Raw genomic sequence first — 18,053 nt, 5'->3', positions numbered from 1 at the left:
GCAGGTTTTAGCGCGTCGCCCAGCCCTGTTTATGCAAATATTCAAGGATAAATGGGCGATTTTCTTTAATCAGGGTGCGACGGATATGATCGCTCCAGGTATCGCGTCGCGTATTACTGCCTCGGGTCAGATAATACTCAGCCAACTGCTCGTCATAGCGCGCCAGCAGCTTTTCATCAAGCGGTTGATACTGGTTCTCATGAACCACAAGCTCTGCAGGCAGGCGCGGTTTCAGATCCGGATTATCCGCAGGCCATCCCAAACACAGGCCAAAGAGCGGCAATACATGCTTCGGCAATTTTAACAGTTCGGTAACAGATTCAATATTGTTACGAATGCCGCCGATATACACGCCGCCTAACCCCAGTGATTCCGCCGCCGTCAGCGCATTTTGCCCCATCATCGCCGTATCGACGACACCGAGCAGCAGTTGTTCGGCAAGCCCCAACTGCGCGTCAGGGCAGATCTGCAAATGACGATTAAAATCGGCGCAAAATACCCAGAACTCAGCGGCCTGCGCCACATGCTTTTGCCCGCCCGTCAGGGGCACTAACGCCTCGCGCAGCGCCCGATCGGTAATACGGATAATAGAGCTGCACTGTAAAAAACTGGAACTGGACGTGCTGCGCGCGGCGGCAATAATGGCCTCTCGCTGCGCGTCAGTCACGGGTTCATCGGTGAAATGGCGAATAGAACGATGGCCACAAAGAAGTTCAATGGTCGGACTCATTATGCTTTTCTCTATCTGAACGGGAAGAAATGTCGGGTGGACGTTTCATCAACTGCGGCGCCAGTAACTGCGCAATACGCCACATCATCGCCACCGCGGCGGGGAGGATCAACACGACGCCAAGGAAAACCATCAATACGCCAGCCAGCGGCGTATTGAACGGCGCGGGCAGCGTAAGGTAATGATTAAGCGATAGCAGAGCAAGCGCCAGCAAAATCATACCGAGGCATTCCAGTATCAGTACGCTTTTGGGTAACACGCCAATCGTGCGCATATCAAGCCTCCCGGTAAACTGACGCACAGTGTAGAACGTTCTGGTCCGGCGTGCTTAACAGATATAGCCCTGGGTTATCAAAGGAACAGGCGTAACCTGCTTTTCATCTGCCGTAAATCGCGGCATGATAACACCTGTTCGCCGTCTGGCTTTATGTTCGAGGAGAGATATGTTTACTGTTATTTTTGGCCGCCCAGGGTGCCCTTATTGCGTGCGTGCAAAAGAGTTGGCGGAAAAACTGAGCAAAGAACGCGACGATTTCAACTACCGCTATATTGATATCCATGCCGAAGGCATTACTAAAGCGGATTTGGAAAAAACCGTAGGTAAACCTGTAGAAACCGTACCGCAGATTTTTGTCGATCAAAAACATATCGGCGGCTGTACGGATTTTGAAGCATGGGCAAAAGAAAATCTGAATCTTTTCGCCTGATTGCTCTGGCAACGCCCTCTACCGGAGGGCGCTATCGGCGTTTTTTTCGCCGGTGGCTAAACAGGCTGCTAATAAACAAATAGCAGAGCGCGCCTAACGCACACCAGAATACGGCGCTAAATAACCACGCCAGTTCTTGCCAAAACGATCGGGTAGGCATAAATACCACGCGCATTAACACCAGGCAAAACGGTGCCGCCAGCATCGCCCCGATCAGCGGTCGGATCACCTCGCGTCGGTGAGAACAAAAACTGGCCACCGCGCCAGGTAACGTAAAAAATAACAGTCCAATCTCAGGATGCCCTGCCGCGCGAAAAGCGCCTTGTACATGCATAGTTAATGAAAGACACACCACAATAAAGAGTACAAAGCAGCAGACAACGCTTGCCCACCCGTGTTTATGTTTCAATCGTTCCTCCTGACACTCTCTATCGAACACGCTTTCCGCCGTGAGGCATCCAGTCAGATAAAGTCATGTGGCATTCCATGCCAAAAACACACCTGCACGATTCTTATAGCCGTTAGTACGCAATAAGATTAAACTAGCAGGATATATTGTTGTGTTGTTTTTATTTGGATGCTGTATGCAATACGATTGCACCCTTAATTCATGATAAAAACAGTAGCGTAAATTACCATTTCTTTCAACAGCTTACTCGTAAACAAGAAGTTAGTCTCCGTGAATATAAACGTCGCAGATTTGTTAAATGGGAATTACATCCTGTTATTATTTGTGGTCCTGGCTCTTGGCCTGTGTCTTGGCAAGTTACGTCTGGGTTCAGTCCAACTTGGTAATTCCATTGGCGTTTTAGTGGTCTCTCTATTATTAGGGCAGCAACACTTCAGTATTAACACCGACGCGCTAAATCTGGGATTTATGCTGTTTATTTTTTGTGTCGGCGTCGAGGCTGGCCCCAACTTTTTTTCGATTTTTTTTCGCGACGGTAAAAACTATCTGATGCTTGCCCTGGTCATGGTCGGTAGCGCTCTGCTAATCGCCTTAGGCCTTGGTAAGCTATTCGGCTGGGATATCGGCCTGACGGCCGGTATGCTGGCCGGCTCAATGACATCCACGCCCGTGCTGGTTGGCGCAGGCGATACCCTGCGACATTCCGGCATCGCCAGCACCCAACTCTCCTCCGCTCTTGATAATCTGAGCCTGGGTTATGCCCTGACCTATCTGATTGGGTTGGTCAGTCTGATCGTGGGCGCGCGTTACTTGCCTAAACTACAGCATCAGGATTTGCAAACCAGCGCCCAGCAAATTGCTCGCGAGCGCGGTCTGGATACCGATGCTAATCGCAAGGTTTATTTGCCGGTTATCCGCGCCTATCGGGTTGGCCCGGAGCTGGTGGCCTGGACTGACGGCAAAAACCTGCGCGAGCTGGGTATTTACCGTCAGACAGGCTGCTATATCGAACGTATTCGCCGTAACGGTATTCTGGCGAACCCGGATGGCGATGCGGTGCTGCAAATGGGCGATGAGATTGCGCTGGTCGGCTATCCGGACGCGCACGCCAGGCTCGATCCCAGCTTCCGTAATGGTAAGGAAGTGTTTGATCGCGATCTGCTTGATATGCGCATCGTAACGGAAGAAATTGTGGTGAAAAACCACAATGCGGTCGGTCGCCGCCTCGCTCAGCTCAAGCTGACCGATCATGGCTGCTTCCTTAACCGCGTCATCCGCAGCCAGATCGAAATGCCTATCGACGATAACGTCGTGCTGAATAAAGGCGACGTGTTACAGGTGAGCGGCGACGCCAGACGCGTAAAAACCATCGCCGATCGCATTGGTTTTATTTCGATCCATAGCCAGGTGACGGACCTGCTCGCCTTCTGCGCTTTTTTTATCATCGGGTTAATGATCGGGATGATTACCTTCCAGTTCAGCAATTTTAGTTTCGGCATCGGCAACGCGGCCGGATTGCTGTTCGCCGGGATCATGCTCGGTTTCCTGCGCGCTAACCATCCTACCTTTGGTTATATTCCGCAGGGCGCGCTTAACATGGTGAAAGAATTCGGCTTGATGGTATTTATGGCAGGCGTTGGTTTAAGCGCCGGCAGCGGTATCAGCAACGGTCTGGGCGCGGTCGGCGGACAAATGCTGATCGCCGGGCTTGTCGTCAGCCTGGTACCGGTGGTGATCTGCTTCTTGTTTGGCGCTTATGTGCTGCGCATGAACCGGGCGCTGCTGTTTGGCGCCATGATGGGCGCGCGTACCTGCGCCCCGGCGATGGAAATCATTAGCGATACGGCGCGCAGCAATATTCCAGCGCTGGGTTATGCGGGGACTTACGCCATCGCCAACGTTCTGCTAACGCTGGCGGGGACGCTTATTGTCATCATCTGGCCGGGGTTAGGATAAAACTGAAGTTTGCCTTTAAGTGAAAAAATTTTGCCAATAGGTCGAACTTTTCGTTAAAGCATCAGTCATACCTATTGCCACTGCTTTTCTTTGATGTCCCCATTTTGTGGAGCCCATCAACCCCGCCATTTCGGTTCAAGGTTGGTGGGTTTTTTGTTGCCCGACGCAGAGTGGCACGACATTGACTCTCCGGCGATTCGCTTTACCATCTGTAAAATCGCTTCACGCGCCAGCGGCGTTCGATCCGTTACAAAATGCAGCGTCATCCCCTCGATAAACGCATCCAGTGCGCGGGCGGTCTGCGCGTCAAACCACTGCGCCAGCGTATTCTGGCTACGCTGCATCCAGTTTTGCATGACTATTTTTAACGCTGGCTTATCGCTGGCATAGGCATATAACTGATACATTAACGCCATATTATCCGGCGTCGTAACCTGCGAGCCGTAAATCATTTCCGTTATCGCCTGGCACGCCCCCTCCGCATCCGTCACCTGCGCAAAAAAATCCTGGTATTGACGCGACATGTTCTCGGTGAAAAGTGTAAAAGCTTCACTCAATAACGCATCCATACCGGCAAAATAGTAGGTCATCGAGCCAAGCGGCACCTGAGCGATAGCGGCGATTTTCCGGTGCGTCACGGCATGAACGCCATAGGTCTTTACCGCTTCCAGTGTGGCCTGAATTATTTTTTCCCGTCGCTTAGGATCATTGGCGCGTCTTACGGCATTTTCTTTCATGATGAGTTCCACATCTCATTCAGGATGCAGGCTATAGTAGCCTGCCGCTTACGCTGAAAAAATAGACAGTAAAAACTGTCTGCACAACGAAGTATGACGACGATATGTACAAATGTACACAAGCTTGCTAATGTTTACCTCTCGCTTCTATTTTCTGGCCTGACGCTATGACCGTCCTCTCCTCACGTAACGCCTTAAAACGCCGTACCTGGGCGCTGTTTATGTTCTTCTTTTTACCCGGACTGCTGATGGCCTCCTGGGCAACCCGAACGCCTGCTATTCGGGATATTCTTTCCGTCTCTACCGCGGAAATGGGGGCGGTCTTATTCGGGCTTTCTATCGGTTCAATGAGCGGTATTCTTTGTTCCGCCTGGCTGGTGAAACGATTTGGCACCCGAAAGGTTATTCGCACGACGATGACCTGCGCAGTAACCGGGATGGTTATTCTTAGCGTCGCGCTGTGGTGCGCCTCGCCGCTGATTTTTGCCCTTGGATTAGCCGTTTTCGGCGCCAGTTTTGGCGCCGCCGAAGTGGCGATTAATGTCGAAGGCGCGGCGGTCGAACGCGAGCTGAATAAAACCGTTCTGCCGATGATGCATGGTTTCTACAGTTTCGGCACGCTGGCGGGCGCTGGTGTCGGCATGGCGTTAACCGCATTAAGCGTCCCGGCTAACATCCATATCATCCTCGCGGCTGCCGTGGCGATCGCGCCCATTTTTATCGCCATTCGGGCGATCCCTGACGGTACGGGTAAAAACGCATCGGAAGATGCTCACCTTCAGGAAAAAGGATTACCTTTTTATCGGGACATCCAGCTTTTGCTTATTGGCGTGGTGGTGCTGGCAATGGCATTCGCCGAAGGCTCTGCGAATGACTGGCTGCCGCTACTGATGGTAGACGGACACGGTTTTAGCCCAACCTCCGGCTCTCTGATCTACGCCGGTTTCACGCTAGGTATGACCGTTGGCCGCTTTACCGGCGGCTGGTTTATTGACCGCTATAGCCGGGTGACGGTTGTTCGCGCCAGCGCGTTGATGGGAGCGCTGGGCATTGGTCTGATTATTTTTGTCGATAGCGACTGGGTTGCCGGCGTCTCGGTCATTCTTTGGGGCTTAGGCGCTTCGCTCGGCTTCCCGCTGACCATTTCCGCCGCCAGCGATACCGGTCCCGACGCGCCGACGCGCGTGAGCGTTGTCGCCACGACCGGCTATCTGGCGTTTTTGGTCGGGCCGCCGCTGTTGGGCTATCTGGGAGAGCACTATGGATTACGCAGCGCCATGATGGTTGTGCTGGCGCTGGTTATTCTGGCGGCGCTGGTGGCGAAGGCCGTCGCCAAACCTGTATCGACTCCGCAACCGGTGATGGAGCATAACGCATGAGTATCAAATTAATCGCCGTCGACATGGACGGCACTTTTCTGAGCGATCAAAAAACCTATAACCGTGACCGGTTTATGGCGCAGTACCAACACATGAAGCGGCAAGGCATTCGCTTTGTCGTGGCCAGCGGCAACCAGTATTACCAGTTAATCTCCTTCTTTCCGGAAATTGCGCACGAAATCGCTTTTGTCGCGGAAAACGGCGGCTGGGTGGTCAGCGAAGGAGAGGATATTTTTAACGGCGAGCTGACAAAAGCCGACTTCCAGACGGTTGTCGAACACCTGCTCACACGCGCCGATGTGGAGATTATCGCCTGTGGAAAAAACAGCGCCTACACGCTGAAACGGTATAACGATGCGTTAAAAGCCGTTGCGGCAATGTATTATCATCGTCTGGAGTTTGTGGATAATTTTAATAATATCAACGATGTCTTTTTCAAATTCGGCCTTAATATTACCGATGAACGGATACCGGAAGTACAGGCGGCGCTGCACGACGCCATTGGCGATATCATGGTCCCTGTTCATACCGGCTATGGCAGTATTGATTTAATAATTCCCGGCGTGCATAAAGCCAACGGCCTGCGTCTGTTACAGCAGCGCTGGGGCATTCATGATAGTGAAGTGGTGGTCTTCGGCGACGGCGGCAACGATATTGAGATGCTGCGTCAGGCCGGGTTTAGTTTTGCCATGTCGCACGCCAGCGAAGCGGTCGCGGCGGCGGCGAAATACCGCGCCGGATCGAACAACCAGGAAGGCGTGCTGGATATTATCGACAGCGTATTAAACAACGAGCCGCCGTTCAACGTCTAGCGGATACCTCTCTATGCCTGATAACAGAAAGCTTATCAGGCGTAGCCGCTCTCTCAGACTGTTTGCAAATTCCCCGTCCGCTTATCTTTTAAGAAGACCAGCATCAGCAGTAGCCAAAGAATACCGTTTGCCAGATTAAACAGGCTAAATAGCCCATTGCCGCCGCTTAACCAGGCGTGTTTACTTACTTCAATGCCAACGGTAAAAATCAGCATTTGTAGCATTCCCATCGCCGCCGAGACCGTTCCTTTACTCATATCGCTGGAGAAGAGCGTCAGACGCACCAGTCCGGCATTCGCCAGCCCAATGCCAAAAGCGTATACGCTTAATCCCGCCGTCATCCATAAATAAGCATGGGATGAAACCACCGTCGCCGCCGCGGCGATGATCAGCCCCGCGACGATAGGCCAGCCGCCCATCACGATCAGCGAGCGAACCGTACGTCGGGAGGTTAAACGCGCCAACACCAGATTACCGGCAATGAGCGCGCCAAAAACGGGCACCTGTAGCAGACCATATTCATAGCTGCTGAGCTGTTCGCCGCTAATGATGATAATCGGCGACTGCGCAATCCAGGCCAACAGCGGCAGGCTGACAAATCCCAGCGCTAACGCCCCTGCGACGAACCGCCGGTTTTTTATCACCAGCCGATAATCCCGGCCCAGCGCCTTAAATGACAACGTTTCGCCCCGCCGCGTGGCGGTCTCCGGCATTGCGCGCTGTAGCCCGAAAAAGGCGATAGCGGCCAGTGCGGCAAATAAAATAAACATCCCCTCCCACGGCAGAACATGCACCCATGCCGCCCCAACCAGTGGTCCCAGTAGCGGCGCGATTAACGCCACGTTCGCCATCAGCGCGGTAATTTTTATACACACCGCCTCCTCAAAGGATTCCTGAATCGCGGCATACCCTACAGCGCCGATAAAACACAGGCTAATCCCTTGCAAAAAACGCAGGAAGGTAAATTGTTCGATGTTTTTCGCCAGTAACGTCGCCAGGCAGGTGACAATAAACCACACAACGCCCGCCAGCATCACGGGACGACGGCCAATCCGGTCAGACAACGGGCCAAGCAGCCACTGTAAGAACATACCGCCCGCCAGATAAGCGGTCATGGACGTCGGAACCCAGTCCAGGCCCGCCTGATACTGCTCAACCACCGCCAGCATACCCGGCTGGATCATGTCGTTGCCAATATAAGTAGAAAATTCGTACAGCACCAGACAGAGAGGAAAAAGCAACGCCTGACGTCCCAGCCTGCCGCCTGATTGTAAACGATTCTGCATACCATCTCTTCGCCAATAAAAACCGCGCAGAGTGTAATGAAAGTCGGGGAACTGAGATAGCGAATTATGAGGCTGCAAGGGAAATAGCGCACATTTTTACAGAAAGCCACTTAGCGCTTGCGTACTTTAAGGTTAATTTAAGTTTGCGCCGTTATCATCGACATTATTTTATGCCATTGTCTTAAATCTCTTCATGTTACCGCCAAATAAGACAATACTGCTTTTCCTCCCTGTTACGCTGCATTTATGCTCAGTTTGCACGGGGATGAGCTGGCTATCCCTTTTGATTTCATTGCTCCGAGCCTGGATGTTATGCTGGAAAACCTTAACAACTCGCTGTTTTATTTTATTAACGCCACGCCTGATTCCGCGCAGTGGACAATTTCGCTCGCTATCTTTATCGCCAAAGATCTTATCAACATCGTCCCGCTCTTAGCCGTTGTACTCTGGCTGTGGGGTCCCCGCGATCGGGTCTGCGCCCAGCGTCAGCTGATCGTTAAAATTGGCATCGCGCTGATTATCAGTCTGGCGGTCTCCTGGACAATGGGACACCTTTTCCCGCACGACCGTCCATTTGTCGATCATATCGGCTATAACTTCCTGCATCATGCCGCCGATGACTCGTTCCCCAGCGATCACGGTACGGTGATTTTTACCTTTGCGCTGGCGTTTTTGTTCTGGCACCGCCTCTGGTCAGGCATCGTGATGATGGCGATAGCCATTACCATCGCCTGGTCGCGCGTCTATCTCGGCGTACACTGGCCGTTAGATATGATTGGCGCGCTGCTGGTAGCGATGCTTGGCTGCCTGAGCGCACAGCTGATCTGGCAATGGTACGGCGCGCCGCTCTACCAGGCGCTGCAACGTTGTTACCGTTTCTGTTTCGCGTTGCCCATTCGAAAAGGCTGGGTACGTGACTAAACAGCGAAAAAAAGAGTAATATTAAGCGCTCTGTATGGTGCGGAGCGCTTATTTAACTCTCCAGGGGAACTATGGAAACGCGACGCGACGAGCGTATTGGTCAATTGCTGCAGGCCTTAAAACGCAGCGATAAACTTCACCTTAAAGAAGCCGCGACCCTGTTGGGCGTCTCTGAAATGACCATTCGTCGCGACCTGAACCATAAAAGCGCGCCTGTCGTGTTGCTGGGCGGCTATATCGTACTGGAGCCCCGCAGCGCCAGTCATTATCTGTTAAGCGATCAAAAATCTCGTCTGGTGGAAGAAAAACGCCGAGCCGCTCAGTTGGCTGCGGGCCTGGTACAAGCGCATCAGACGGTATTTATTGACTGTGGCACCACCACGCCGTGGATCATTGAAGCCATTGATAATGACCTTCCCTTTACGGCGGTGTGCTATTCACTTAATACCTTCCTGGCGCTGCAGGACAAACCCCATTGCCGCGCCATCCTCAGCGGCGGGGAGTTTCACGCCAGCAACGCCATTTTCAAACCGCTTGATTTCCATGAAACGTTAAACAATATTTGTCCGGATATCGCGTTTTATTCCGCCGCCGGCGTTCATACCAGTAAAGGCGCAACCTGCTTTAATCTGGAAGAGCTGCCGGTAAAACATTGGGCCATGACAATGGCCCAGAGCCATGTACTGGTGGTGGATCACAGTAAATTCGGCAAGGTACGTCCGGCGCGGATGGGGGAACTATCACGCTTTGATACGATTATCAGCGACCGCCGTCCCGATGAGGCCTTTGTGGCCTACGCTAAAGCGCAACAAATTACTCTGATGTATTAACCGCCCGTTGCCGGATGCGACGCGCACCCGGCAACGGGGTTATTTTACGAGAACCAACTGCCAAACCACTGATGGAGTTTCATCAGCACAAAATCCCACATCCGGCTGAAAAATCCCCCCTCCTCGACGTTTTCCATCACCATTAACGGGCGTTGCTCAATGGATTTTCCGTTAAGCTGGAAATCGATGGTGCCGACAACCTGCCCTTTCTTCAACGGCGCCGTGAGCTGTGGTTCGTTCAACGTAAAGCTGGCCTTCAGGTTTTTAAGCTGCCCACGCGGAATCGTCACAGACCCCGCATCGCCCGCCCCCAAATTGACCTCAGGCTTATCGCCAAACCAGACCCGTTGCGTCACGAATGTCGCGTCAGGTTTAATCGGCGTGACCGTTTCAAAGAAGCGGAAACCCCAGGTCAACAGTTTTTCTGACTCATTAAAACGAATACGGTCCGTTTTCGCCCCCAGCACGACAGAGATCAGGCGCATATCGCCCTGGGTGGCGGAGGCGACAAGGTTATACCCAGCCCCTGCCGTTGTCCCCGTTTTCATGCCGTCGACATGCAGATTGGTGCTCCACAACAGGCGGTTGCGGTTCGGTTGACGAATATTATTAAAAGTAAATTCTTTCTCTTTATGAATGGCGTATTCGTCAGGCACATCGTGAATCAAGGCCTTGCCGAGCAACGCCATATCGCGAGCGGTACTGAACTGCCCTGGCGCATCAAGACCGTGTACCGTCTGGAAGGTTGTATTCGTTAACCCCAGTCGTTTCGCATAGGCGTTCATCAGGCCGATAAAGGACTCCTGGCTTCCGGCGACGTAGTCGGCAAGCGCGATACAGGCATCATTACCTGACTGAATGATGATGCCTTTATTAAGATCCGCAACCGACACCTGATCGCCTGGCTTCAGAAACATCACCGACGACCCACGTAGCGCCGGGTTCCCCGTCGCCCAGGCATCTTTGCCCACCGTCACCATATCGGTCAGCTTGATTTTCCCTGCCTTCAGCGCCTGGCCCACCACGTAGCTGGTCATAATTTTTGTCAAACTGGCAGGGTCAAGTTTCTCATCGGCGTTGCCTTCCGCCAGTACTTTACCGCTGGCGTAATCCATTAAGATCCAGGCTCGCGCATCAACGCCCGGCGGCGCGATCGTTTGTTCCTCTGCCTTTACAGGCGAAGCGAAAAGGAATAAGAGAACCGAACCTGCCGCGAGGCTACGAAGGGAAGAAGCGTATTGCGTCATAGTACCACCCGAGTATCCATTCCAAAAACACACGTCACACCACCGTGTAATAAGTGCGGTGAGTAATAACGCACTCACGACGTTAAAGAAACCGTAACTTGGTAAAGTTTTTAAAGTTTATGCAATAACATCCCGTTACGCTTCCTTCATAACGATTTTTTTACAGACCATTGTGTAAATGTTAGGTTTATCTCACGGTAGGCCGATTACTGTCATCATCCTGATAAAACAGAAGGGGTTAATATGATTACGCTGTGGGGCCGGAACAACTCGACTAATGTTAAAAAAGTGTTGTGGACGCTTGAAGAGCTGGAACTGCCATACGATCAAATTCTGGCAGGCGGAAAATACGGCGTTAACCAGGATGCCGACTATCTGGCGATGAATCCTAATGGGCTGGTGCCGCTGCTTAAAGATGATGAAACCGACCTGTTATTATGGGAATCCAATGCCATTGTCCGCTATCTGGCGGCGCAATACGGCCAGAACCGGCTATGGGTTGATAATCCGGCGCGGCGTGCGGAGGGCGAAAAATGGATGGACTGGGCGAATCAAACGTTAAGCCCGGCGCACCGCGTGATCCTGATGGGACTGGTCAGAACCCCGCCGGAAAAACGCGACCAGGCGGCAATTGAAGCCGGTATCGAAAAGTGTGATGGCCTGTTTGCGCTTCTTGATGATGCGCTGGCCCACCAGCCGTGGTTCTCCGGGGATAACTTTGGCACCGGCGATATCGCTATTGCGCCTTTCGTCTATAACCTGCTGAACGTGGGTCTGAAATGGACGCCGCGCCCGAATCTGGAACGCTGGTATCAACAGCTTACCGAGCGCCCTGCTTTTCGCAAAGTGGTGATGATCCCGGTGACCTAACGCGTGGCTGCAGGACTTACCTTGAGTAACTGCCCGTCGGACTCATCGGTTAACACATATAAGTAGCCGTCAGGTCCGACACGCACATCCCGAATACGCTGCTTTCTGTCACCCAGAATACGGCCTTCTTCCGTCACCGTATTGCCATCGACGCGCATCACAATGACCTCTTTATCTTTTAGCGCGCCGATAAACAGTTTGTGCCGCCACGGCGCAAAAACGTCGCTGGCATAAAAAGCCATCCCGCTGATCGCCGGAGAATCTTTCCAGTAATAAACCGGCTGCTCCGCCCCCGCGACAATTTTACCTTTGGCTTCCGACACTTTCAGACCGCTATAGTTAGCGCCCCATGTAGCCAGCGGCCAGCCATAATTTTTGCCTTTTTTCGGTATGTTAATTTCATCGCCACCGCGCAGACCGTGTTCATGCAGCCATAGCGCGCCGCTCCAGGGATTGACTGCCAGTCCCTGCGGATTACGAATACCGGCATTGTACATGGCAAGATCAACAACCTGCTCTTTCATGCCGGGCTGACAGGCGCGGTATTCATAGTCGACCTGAAAGCTGCGGCAACATGCCTGACAGCGGTAATGCTGGTACCCTGCACTCCCCGGACCATACTTTTTAACGGATGCCGTTTGCGCGCAAAACGGGCATTTCACATCGACTTTAACCATCATAAATCCTGCGATAAAAGTCGGTATTCGAAACGATAATCACCGATTGAATACATGATCGTTTTCTGGGGATTTCACTGCATGTCATGATGGTTTACTCCTGCGATGAATAAGAGAACGGCGTTTAACCGTAAAATCAACATGCAGCGGGTCGAGAATAAAGATTATTAACGGAGTGATACCGACTTGAATCCGCCGAGTACTTTTTAGAGTATGTTCCATTCTTCGCGCCGGAATCCCTGAGTAATAGCCTGTCTGATCTAAAATGGAGATCAGAAAAATATGACACAAGCTGTTGCATAACATGGATAAAATGGGTAGTCATGCAAGCGAGATAAGACAATGAATGTATTCATTACTGATGCTGGTCGCTTATCGTGGTTACAGTGTGATCCTTTTTGCTCCGCTGGTAGCACTTGGCGCAGTTCTGTTCACCCGTCCAGTGACGGTCGCCCCGGTTTTCAGTGATATATTTATGGATAAGTTGATCGGTTTTGTAAAACTTTATTTTCCTGTCTTTCTGCTGGGTGCAGTATTTGGCAAGCTGATTGAATTTGCTGGTTTTTACTACTCAATTGTCAGTGCTGTGACCTGTATGGTGGGCCAGAACAAAGCCATGCCGATGATTATTCTTGTATGCGCTTTATTGACCTATGGAGGCGTATCATTGTTTGTGGTGGCGTTTGCCAATCTGTTCTTTACTTGGCTGATTCCACATATTTACGGTGATCAGTTTATGATAAATCTGCCGGGGCTGAAAAAACCGCTGTAAACGGGTTAACCTGATGACCACGGGGAGCAGGTATTAGCATCTACGTTACAACGGTTCCGACAATATGTCTGACCTGACCCCCTGTCAGCGGTCACCAGCGTCCTACCAGATCCGCCCCGGATCATGGTAGGGCGGTGACACCGTCAGCCTACATTTTGTAGTTATCTCGACGTGACAGGAATTCGGATAGGCCGAAATACTCAGTCTGACTGAGTCTATAAAAAAGCAGCACACTGTATTATACGTTAATTATGAGCCACAACGATGCACTTTGATATAAAAGATTTAAAATTATTCCTTGCTATCAGTGAAGAAGGGAGCTTAACACGTGGAGCGGAAAAAACTTACATGTCTGCCGCATCTGGTAGCGTGCGTATACGTAATCTTGAACAGAGTATCAATCTGAGATTGCTGTATCGTAGTAGCAAGGGGATAACGTTATCCTCTGCTGGTGAAACATTTAAACACCACGCCAGCCTTATTGTGAATCAGATGGAAATGTTACGTAGCGATATGCAGGAGCATGTTAAAGGCATCAAAGGACATGTCAGAATATTTTCCAGTATAACTGCTATTGCAGAGTATCTCCCCCCATTGTTGAGCCATTTCCTTACACTATATAACGATGTGAATATTGATCTCAGGGAGTATCCAAGTCCGGAAATTGTACGTTCTGTTATTGAGGGGAAAACTGATCTCGGAATTGTTGCTGGTAATATTACAACAGATAATCTTGAAATACTGCCGTTCCGTACTGATAGGCTAGTGCTTATCACCGCGACAGACCATCCCTTTGCTGACAGAAAAAGCGTGACCTTTCATGAATTAATTCAATATGAACAAATCAGCCTGCCTGAAGGGACAGGAATGTTTGAATTTATCCGAAAAAAGGCAGAACTAGTACCATCTAAACTGAAAATTAGAATACAGGTCGGCAACTTTGAAACATTTTGCCGTATGGTTGAAGCAAAAGTGGGCATTGGTATAATGCCTCACTCTGCTGCATCCCGTTTGCGTCAGTTGCATGAATTTTCGATTATTGATCTTGATGAATTTTGGTCATTAAGAAAATTACAAATCTGCGCCAGAAGCTTTGACAAATTACCCGGCTTCACACAAAAACTGGTTACTATGCTCACAGCTCAGACTGAGTGATAGCGTTACATCCCTGTATAATTTGGTCCGTTGCCACCTTCAGGCGTAGTCCAGGTTATATTTTGTTTAGGATCTTTAATGTCACAAACTTTACAGTGAATACAGTTCTGTGAATTTATTTGCAGACGCATATTTTGTGTTTCACTATCCTGTAAAAATTCATATACTCCGGCAGGGCAATATCGTTCTTCGGGGCCACCATAAATATCCAGATTAATTGATATAGGGATATTCTGATCACTGATTTTCAAATGTACTGGCTGGTCGTCATCATGCCAGGTGTTACTGAGATAGACGGATGACAAAATATCAAACGTCAGTTTACCGTCAGGTTTGTCGTACAGTTTTTTCTGGCTTTTGTTGGCCGGTTGCAGAGTGATATTGTCCGGTCGGTTATTTTTTACACGCCAGGGGATTTTTTTTATACCCATTCGGGGAAGCAGCCAATGCTCAATGCCAGTCATGATAAAACCTATCACACGCCCTTTTTTAAACCAGGGTTTGAAATTACTACCATTTTCCAGTTCCTGCCAAAGCCAGCTCTGTCGCAGTAATGTTTGATATTCTGTCAGTATGTCGTTTTTCCTGTTGTCCAGCAAAGCATTAAATATAGCGTCAGCCGCTATCATGCCACTTTTGATAGCTGTATGGATGCCCTTGATTCTACTTGCATTGAGCGTACCGGCATTACAACCAATCAGCAGACCACCAGGTAAACAGGGATCAGGCATAGACGCAATCCCGCCGTTATTGATTGCTCTTGCGCCATAACCAATACGCTTACCCCGGTCAATGTATTTGCGTATAGAAGGGTGTGTTTTCAGGCGCTGCATTTCCTGAAAAGGGCTTAACCAGGGATTTGAATAATCAAGTCCCACAACCAAACCTAGTGCAATTTTATTATCATTAAGATGATAGAGAAACCCACCCCCAAACGACTCTTTATCCAGAGGCCAACCTGTGGTGTGAATTACAAGCCCCGGGTGGGACTGGTCTGATGGAACCTCCCACAACTCTTTTATGCCTATGCTAAAACTCTGGGGTGCTTTGCCTGTATCAAGATGAAATTTTTTGATCAGTTCTTTAGCCAGACTACCGCGGGCCCCTTCGGCAAAAATTGTATATTTTGCCAGAATTTCTATTCCACTCTGGAACCCCTCTTTCTTGCTGCCATCCCGATGACGTCCCATATCACCAGTTACTACACCGATAATGTTAGTATCCTGATCATACAGTATCTCAGTTGCCGAAAAGCCTGCATAAATATCCACGCCTGACGTTTCTGCCTGACCGGCGAGCCATTTAATGAGATTACCGAGGCTTACGATAAAGTTTCCATGGTTGCGAAAATTATCAGGAATCAATGCATCCGGCAAATTAATACATTTTTCATTCGTCAGTAACAGTAATTTATCCTGAGTAACAGGCTGTTTAATGGGTGCGCCTCTTTCCTGCCAATCAGGAATTAGTTCATTCAGCGCTCGGGGATCCATGACTGCCCCACTGAGAATATGAGAACCAGGCTCAGCTCCTTTATCAAGGACGATAATGGACAGTTCTTTTCCTGCGTCATTTGCCTGTAATTTAAGTTTAAGAGCTGCAGATAATCCGGCGGGTCCTGCTCCCACAATAAGAACATCACATTCTATTGTCTCACGTGATTGCTGGGTATTAGAAAGTGTATCGTTCATTATTAACTCCTTAATTTTTCAGCACCGTAGGAACAGCTATATTATGTAAATAAAATTGCATTCATATTGTAACCAATGAAATAAATATCATAGTGATAAAACAGATGAAATGGTATAGGAATGTTCAACCTTAGAAAAAGGTGCCTATAAGACTATATAGCCAGTTATCAACTATTAAAAAAATGTCGGTGATGATGAAGCATTCCATAACATTTATATTTAGCTTTCTCCCTCAGATGAAAAATAATATACACAAATCATTTTTAAGCCGTTCATCATAATTGCAGGAAAAGTCCCTATTTTCTTGGCATTCTATTATAGTTACCCGCGAGAAATAATCAGCCAACTGTCGGGTACAGAAGGGAGCGGCAATGACATGTTCAATCGAGACTATAATGACTCCGGACAGAGGTAACTGTTTCATAATATTTTTCCAATTGATTTGACATCAGAATGAACGTGGCATCTCCAGCACATGCTCAGCGATATAGCTCAGGATCAGGTTGGTAGATATGGGAGCAACCTGATATAAACGTGTTTCTCTAAACTTTCGTTCGATATCATACTCACAGGCAAAACCATATCCACCATGAAATTGCAGGCAGGCATTGGCTGCTTCCCAGCTGGCTTTCGCAGCAAGGTATTTCGCCATATTAGCCTGTGCTCCACAATCAAGATGCTGATCAAAAAGCTCGCACGCTTTAAAACGCATCAGATTAGCCGCTTCCACTGCAATAAATGCTTCTGCAATAGGAAACTGCACCCCCTGGTTCTGACCAATGGGACGACCAAAAACCTCACGCTCGCAGGTATAGCGGGTAACACGATCCATAAACCAATATCCATCGCCTATACATTCTGCCGCAATCAAGGTACGCTCTGCATTTAAACCATCAAGTATGCAATGAAAACCCATACCCTCTTCACCAATAAGATTTTCTTCGGGAATTTCCAGGTTGTCAAAAAAGAGCTCGTTGGTTTCATGATTGACCATATTGGGAATAGGTCGTACTGTCATTCCATTTTTCATAGCTTCTTTAATATCAACCATGAAAATAGACATCCCTTCGGATTTACGTTTTACATTTGCAAGCGGAGTAGTTCGAACCAGAAGAATCATCCAGTCTGAATGTTGAACACGTGAAATCCAGACTTTTTGTCCGTTTATCACATACCGGTCTTCTCTTTTTACAGCTGTAGTTTTAATTCTGGTGGTATCTGTACCTGCTGTGGGTTCTGTGACGCCCATCGACTGCAGGCGCCATTCACCAGTAGCTATCCGTGGCAGCCAGAATTCTTTCTGTTTATCGGATCCATGACGTAACAACGTATTCATGTTATACATCTGACCATGGCAGGCTCCAGAGTTTCCACCCGATCTATTGATCTCTTCCATGATAATAGATGCTTCAGTTAAACCAAGCCCTGACCCTCCAAATTCCTCCGGGATGAGCGCAGCCAGCCAACCAGCTTTGGTTAGTTTATTAACAAACTCTTCAGGATAGGCTTTTGCTTCATCTATCTTACGGTGATATTTATCATCAAATTCACTACATAATGAACGAACCGCATCACGAATATCCTGATATTTATCCTTTTCAATACTTTTCATAATTTTTTCCTCAATAAACCAGCGCCAACAGGGGGTAGAAAATGACCTTTTATCGGATGACCATCAGCAGATAGATCTGACTGGCGGTCGACAGGAAGAAAATAGAGCCAGTGCCATAATTCTGGCAGAACGCCCCCCTCTTTAAAGATTTTGATGTCTTTATCCAGAGTGGCGGCCAGCAGCTTAGCGGGACCGGGGTTAAGATAATCGGTGTTGCGCAGAATGCCAGGCTGCCAAATTTGAATATCAGTATATTGCATAA

18 protein-coding genes and 1 pseudogene are annotated in these 18,053 nt (G+C 49.5%); 9 read left to right on the top strand and 10 right to left on the bottom strand.

Annotated elements, in window-relative coordinates:
• Positions 1–7: 7 nt before the first annotated feature.
• Together nfsA and ACLJRH_RS15205 are read right to left on the bottom strand one after the other, a co-directional pair.
• Positions 8–730, bottom strand: coding sequence for a nitroreductase NfsA (nfsA, locus tag ACLJRH_RS15210; RefSeq protein ID WP_000075300.1), 723 nt, complete (start codon positions 728–730; stop codon positions 8–10).
• The gene (locus ACLJRH_RS15205) at positions 714–1,004 is read right to left on the bottom strand and encodes a YbjC family protein (RefSeq protein ID WP_001259131.1); all 291 of its coding nucleotides are present in this window, start codon (positions 1,002–1,004) and stop codon (positions 714–716) included. The genes nfsA and ACLJRH_RS15205 overlap by 17 nt, the downstream gene beginning before the upstream one ends.
• A gap of 169 nt (positions 1,005–1,173) precedes the next feature.
• On the opposite strand from ACLJRH_RS15205, the gene ACLJRH_RS15200 reads away from it, so the two are divergent.
• The gene (locus ACLJRH_RS15200) at positions 1,174–1,437 is read left to right on the top strand and encodes a GrxA family glutaredoxin (RefSeq protein ID WP_000495513.1); all 264 of its coding nucleotides are present in this window, start codon (positions 1,174–1,176) and stop codon (positions 1,435–1,437) included.
• 31 nt (positions 1,438–1,468) lie between these two features.
• Here the strand turns inward: ACLJRH_RS15200 and ACLJRH_RS15195 are convergent, their stop codons facing one another.
• Positions 1,469–1,846 (bottom strand): inner membrane protein YbjM, encoded by a 378-nt coding sequence (locus tag ACLJRH_RS15195; RefSeq protein WP_000680850.1) that lies wholly within the window; start codon positions 1,844–1,846, stop codon positions 1,469–1,471.
• Between the two features lie 270 nt (positions 1,847–2,116).
• On the opposite strand from ACLJRH_RS15195, the gene ACLJRH_RS15190 reads away from it, so the two are divergent.
• Positions 2,117–3,802: an aspartate:alanine antiporter gene (locus ACLJRH_RS15190; protein WP_001024853.1), complete on the top strand. Its 1,686-nt coding sequence runs from the start codon at positions 2,117–2,119 to the stop codon at positions 3,800–3,802.
• A gap of 116 nt (positions 3,803–3,918) precedes the next feature.
• Here the strand turns inward: ACLJRH_RS15190 and ACLJRH_RS15185 are convergent, their stop codons facing one another.
• A complete protein-coding gene (locus ACLJRH_RS15185; RefSeq protein WP_000661873.1) occupies positions 3,919–4,539 on the bottom strand; it encodes a TetR/AcrR family transcriptional regulator in 621 nt (206 codons plus the stop codon).
• A 167-nt stretch (positions 4,540–4,706) separates the two neighbouring features.
• Between ACLJRH_RS15185 and ACLJRH_RS15180 the strand changes: the two genes are divergently transcribed.
• Positions 4,707–5,918, top strand: a complete 1,212-nt coding sequence (locus ACLJRH_RS15180; protein ID WP_000217430.1) for an MFS transporter — start codon at positions 4,707–4,709, stop codon at positions 5,916–5,918.
• Positions 5,915–6,730: a Cof-type HAD-IIB family hydrolase gene (locus ACLJRH_RS15175; protein ID WP_000023542.1), complete on the top strand. Its 816-nt coding sequence runs from the start codon at positions 5,915–5,917 to the stop codon at positions 6,728–6,730. The genes ACLJRH_RS15180 and ACLJRH_RS15175 overlap by 4 nt, the downstream gene beginning before the upstream one ends.
• 53 nt (positions 6,731–6,783) lie before the next feature.
• Here the strand turns inward: ACLJRH_RS15175 and ACLJRH_RS15170 are convergent, their stop codons facing one another.
• Positions 6,784–8,016 (bottom strand): MFS transporter, encoded by a 1,233-nt coding sequence (locus tag ACLJRH_RS15170; RefSeq protein WP_001181284.1) that lies wholly within the window; start codon positions 8,014–8,016, stop codon positions 6,784–6,786.
• A gap of 312 nt (positions 8,017–8,328) precedes the next feature.
• On the opposite strand from ACLJRH_RS15170, the gene ybjG reads away from it, so the two are divergent.
• The gene (gene ybjG, locus ACLJRH_RS15165) at positions 8,329–8,937 is read left to right on the top strand and encodes an undecaprenyl-diphosphate phosphatase (RefSeq protein WP_001528832.1); all 609 of its coding nucleotides are present in this window, start codon (positions 8,329–8,331) and stop codon (positions 8,935–8,937) included.
• Between the two features lie 71 nt (positions 8,938–9,008).
• Positions 9,009–9,767: a DNA-binding transcriptional repressor DeoR gene (deoR, locus tag ACLJRH_RS15160; protein ID WP_000450106.1), complete on the top strand. Its 759-nt coding sequence runs from the start codon at positions 9,009–9,011 to the stop codon at positions 9,765–9,767.
• 44 nt (positions 9,768–9,811) lie between these two features.
• On the opposite strand, the gene dacC is transcribed toward deoR, so the two are convergent.
• Entirely contained in the window at positions 9,812–11,014 is a 1,203-nt protein-coding gene (gene dacC / locus ACLJRH_RS15155; RefSeq protein ID WP_000195710.1) for a serine-type D-Ala-D-Ala carboxypeptidase, read from the bottom strand.
• Positions 11,015–11,257: 243 nt separating this feature from the next.
• Between dacC and ACLJRH_RS15150 the strand changes: the two genes are divergently transcribed.
• A complete protein-coding gene (locus ACLJRH_RS15150; RefSeq protein WP_023137172.1) occupies positions 11,258–11,884 on the top strand; it encodes a glutathione S-transferase family protein in 627 nt (208 codons plus the stop codon).
• On the opposite strand, the pseudogene ACLJRH_RS15145 reads toward ACLJRH_RS15150, so the two are convergent.
• Positions 11,881–12,414 (bottom strand): annotated as a pseudogene (locus ACLJRH_RS15145) (PQQ-dependent sugar dehydrogenase); the annotation flags it as partial. The gene ACLJRH_RS15150 and the pseudogene ACLJRH_RS15145 overlap by 4 nt on opposite strands.
• 493 nt (positions 12,415–12,907) lie before the next feature.
• On the opposite strand from ACLJRH_RS15145, the gene ACLJRH_RS15140 reads away from it, so the two are divergent.
• Both ACLJRH_RS15140 and ACLJRH_RS15135 read left to right on the top strand, forming a co-directional pair.
• The gene (locus ACLJRH_RS15140) at positions 12,908–13,333 is read left to right on the top strand and encodes a GntP family permease (RefSeq protein WP_000287110.1); all 426 of its coding nucleotides are present in this window, start codon (positions 12,908–12,910) and stop codon (positions 13,331–13,333) included.
• 264 nt (positions 13,334–13,597) lie between these two features.
• Entirely contained in the window at positions 13,598–14,488 is an 891-nt protein-coding gene (locus ACLJRH_RS15135) for a LysR family transcriptional regulator (protein ID WP_000545335.1), read from the top strand.
• 5 nt (positions 14,489–14,493) lie between these two features.
• Here the strand turns inward: ACLJRH_RS15135 and ACLJRH_RS15130 are convergent, their stop codons facing one another.
• From ACLJRH_RS15130 to ACLJRH_RS15120, 3 genes are all read right to left on the bottom strand, one after another.
• A complete protein-coding gene (locus ACLJRH_RS15130) occupies positions 14,494–16,179 on the bottom strand; it encodes an electron transfer flavoprotein-ubiquinone oxidoreductase (protein ID WP_001000306.1) in 1,686 nt (561 codons plus the stop codon).
• 448 nt (positions 16,180–16,627) lie between these two features.
• The gene (locus ACLJRH_RS15125) at positions 16,628–17,791 is read right to left on the bottom strand and encodes an acyl-CoA dehydrogenase family protein (protein WP_410958009.1); all 1,164 of its coding nucleotides are present in this window, start codon (positions 17,789–17,791) and stop codon (positions 16,628–16,630) included.
• Positions 17,788–18,051 carry a hypothetical protein gene (locus ACLJRH_RS15120; RefSeq protein ID WP_001528824.1) on the bottom strand — a complete coding sequence of 88 codons (264 nt, stop codon included), beginning with the start codon at positions 18,049–18,051 and terminating at the stop codon, positions 17,788–17,790. The genes ACLJRH_RS15125 and ACLJRH_RS15120 overlap by 4 nt, the downstream gene beginning before the upstream one ends.
• Positions 18,052–18,053: the final 2 nt, after the last annotated feature.

Source organism: Salmonella sp. SAL04162 (assembly GCF_046551535.1).
In the GTDB taxonomy this organism is placed as follows: Bacteria; Pseudomonadota; Gammaproteobacteria; order Enterobacterales; family Enterobacteriaceae; genus Salmonella; species Salmonella enterica.
The sequence above is the reverse complement of the archived record's forward strand: the minus strand, read 5'-3'. Positions and strand labels throughout refer to the sequence as shown.

Excerpts from the sequence above, each read along its gene's own strand:
- nfsA (WP_000075300.1), bottom strand. The coding sequence starts at position 730 with ATGAGTCCGACCATTGAACTTCTTTGTGGCCATCGTTCTATTCGCCAT.
- ACLJRH_RS15205 (WP_001259131.1), bottom strand. The coding sequence starts at position 1,004 with ATGCGCACGATTGGCGTGTTACCCAAAAGCGTACTGATACTGGAATGC.
- ACLJRH_RS15200 (WP_000495513.1), top strand. The coding sequence starts at position 1,174 with ATGTTTACTGTTATTTTTGGCCGCCCAGGGTGCCCTTATTGCGTGCGT.
- ACLJRH_RS15185 (WP_000661873.1), bottom strand. The coding sequence starts at position 4,539 with ATGAAAGAAAATGCCGTAAGACGCGCCAATGATCCTAAGCGACGGGAA.
- ACLJRH_RS15180 (WP_000217430.1), top strand. The coding sequence starts at position 4,707 with ATGACCGTCCTCTCCTCACGTAACGCCTTAAAACGCCGTACCTGGGCG.
- ACLJRH_RS15175 (WP_000023542.1), top strand. The coding sequence starts at position 5,915 with ATGAGTATCAAATTAATCGCCGTCGACATGGACGGCACTTTTCTGAGC.
- ACLJRH_RS15170 (WP_001181284.1), bottom strand. The coding sequence starts at position 8,016 with ATGCAGAATCGTTTACAATCAGGCGGCAGGCTGGGACGTCAGGCGTTG.
- ybjG (WP_001528832.1), top strand. The coding sequence starts at position 8,329 with ATGCTGGAAAACCTTAACAACTCGCTGTTTTATTTTATTAACGCCACG.
- deoR (WP_000450106.1), top strand. The coding sequence starts at position 9,009 with ATGGAAACGCGACGCGACGAGCGTATTGGTCAATTGCTGCAGGCCTTA.
- dacC (WP_000195710.1), bottom strand. The coding sequence starts at position 11,014 with ATGACGCAATACGCTTCTTCCCTTCGTAGCCTCGCGGCAGGTTCGGTT.
- ACLJRH_RS15150 (WP_023137172.1), top strand. The coding sequence starts at position 11,258 with ATGATTACGCTGTGGGGCCGGAACAACTCGACTAATGTTAAAAAAGTG.
- ACLJRH_RS15140 (WP_000287110.1), top strand. The coding sequence starts at position 12,908 with ATGTATTCATTACTGATGCTGGTCGCTTATCGTGGTTACAGTGTGATC.
- ACLJRH_RS15135 (WP_000545335.1), top strand. The coding sequence starts at position 13,598 with ATGCACTTTGATATAAAAGATTTAAAATTATTCCTTGCTATCAGTGAA.
- ACLJRH_RS15130 (WP_001000306.1), bottom strand. The coding sequence starts at position 16,179 with ATGAACGATACACTTTCTAATACCCAGCAATCACGTGAGACAATAGAA.
- ACLJRH_RS15125 (WP_410958009.1), bottom strand. The coding sequence starts at position 17,791 with ATGAAAAGTATTGAAAAGGATAAATATCAGGATATTCGTGATGCGGTT.
- ACLJRH_RS15120 (WP_001528824.1), bottom strand. The coding sequence starts at position 18,051 with ATGCAATATACTGATATTCAAATTTGGCAGCCTGGCATTCTGCGCAAC.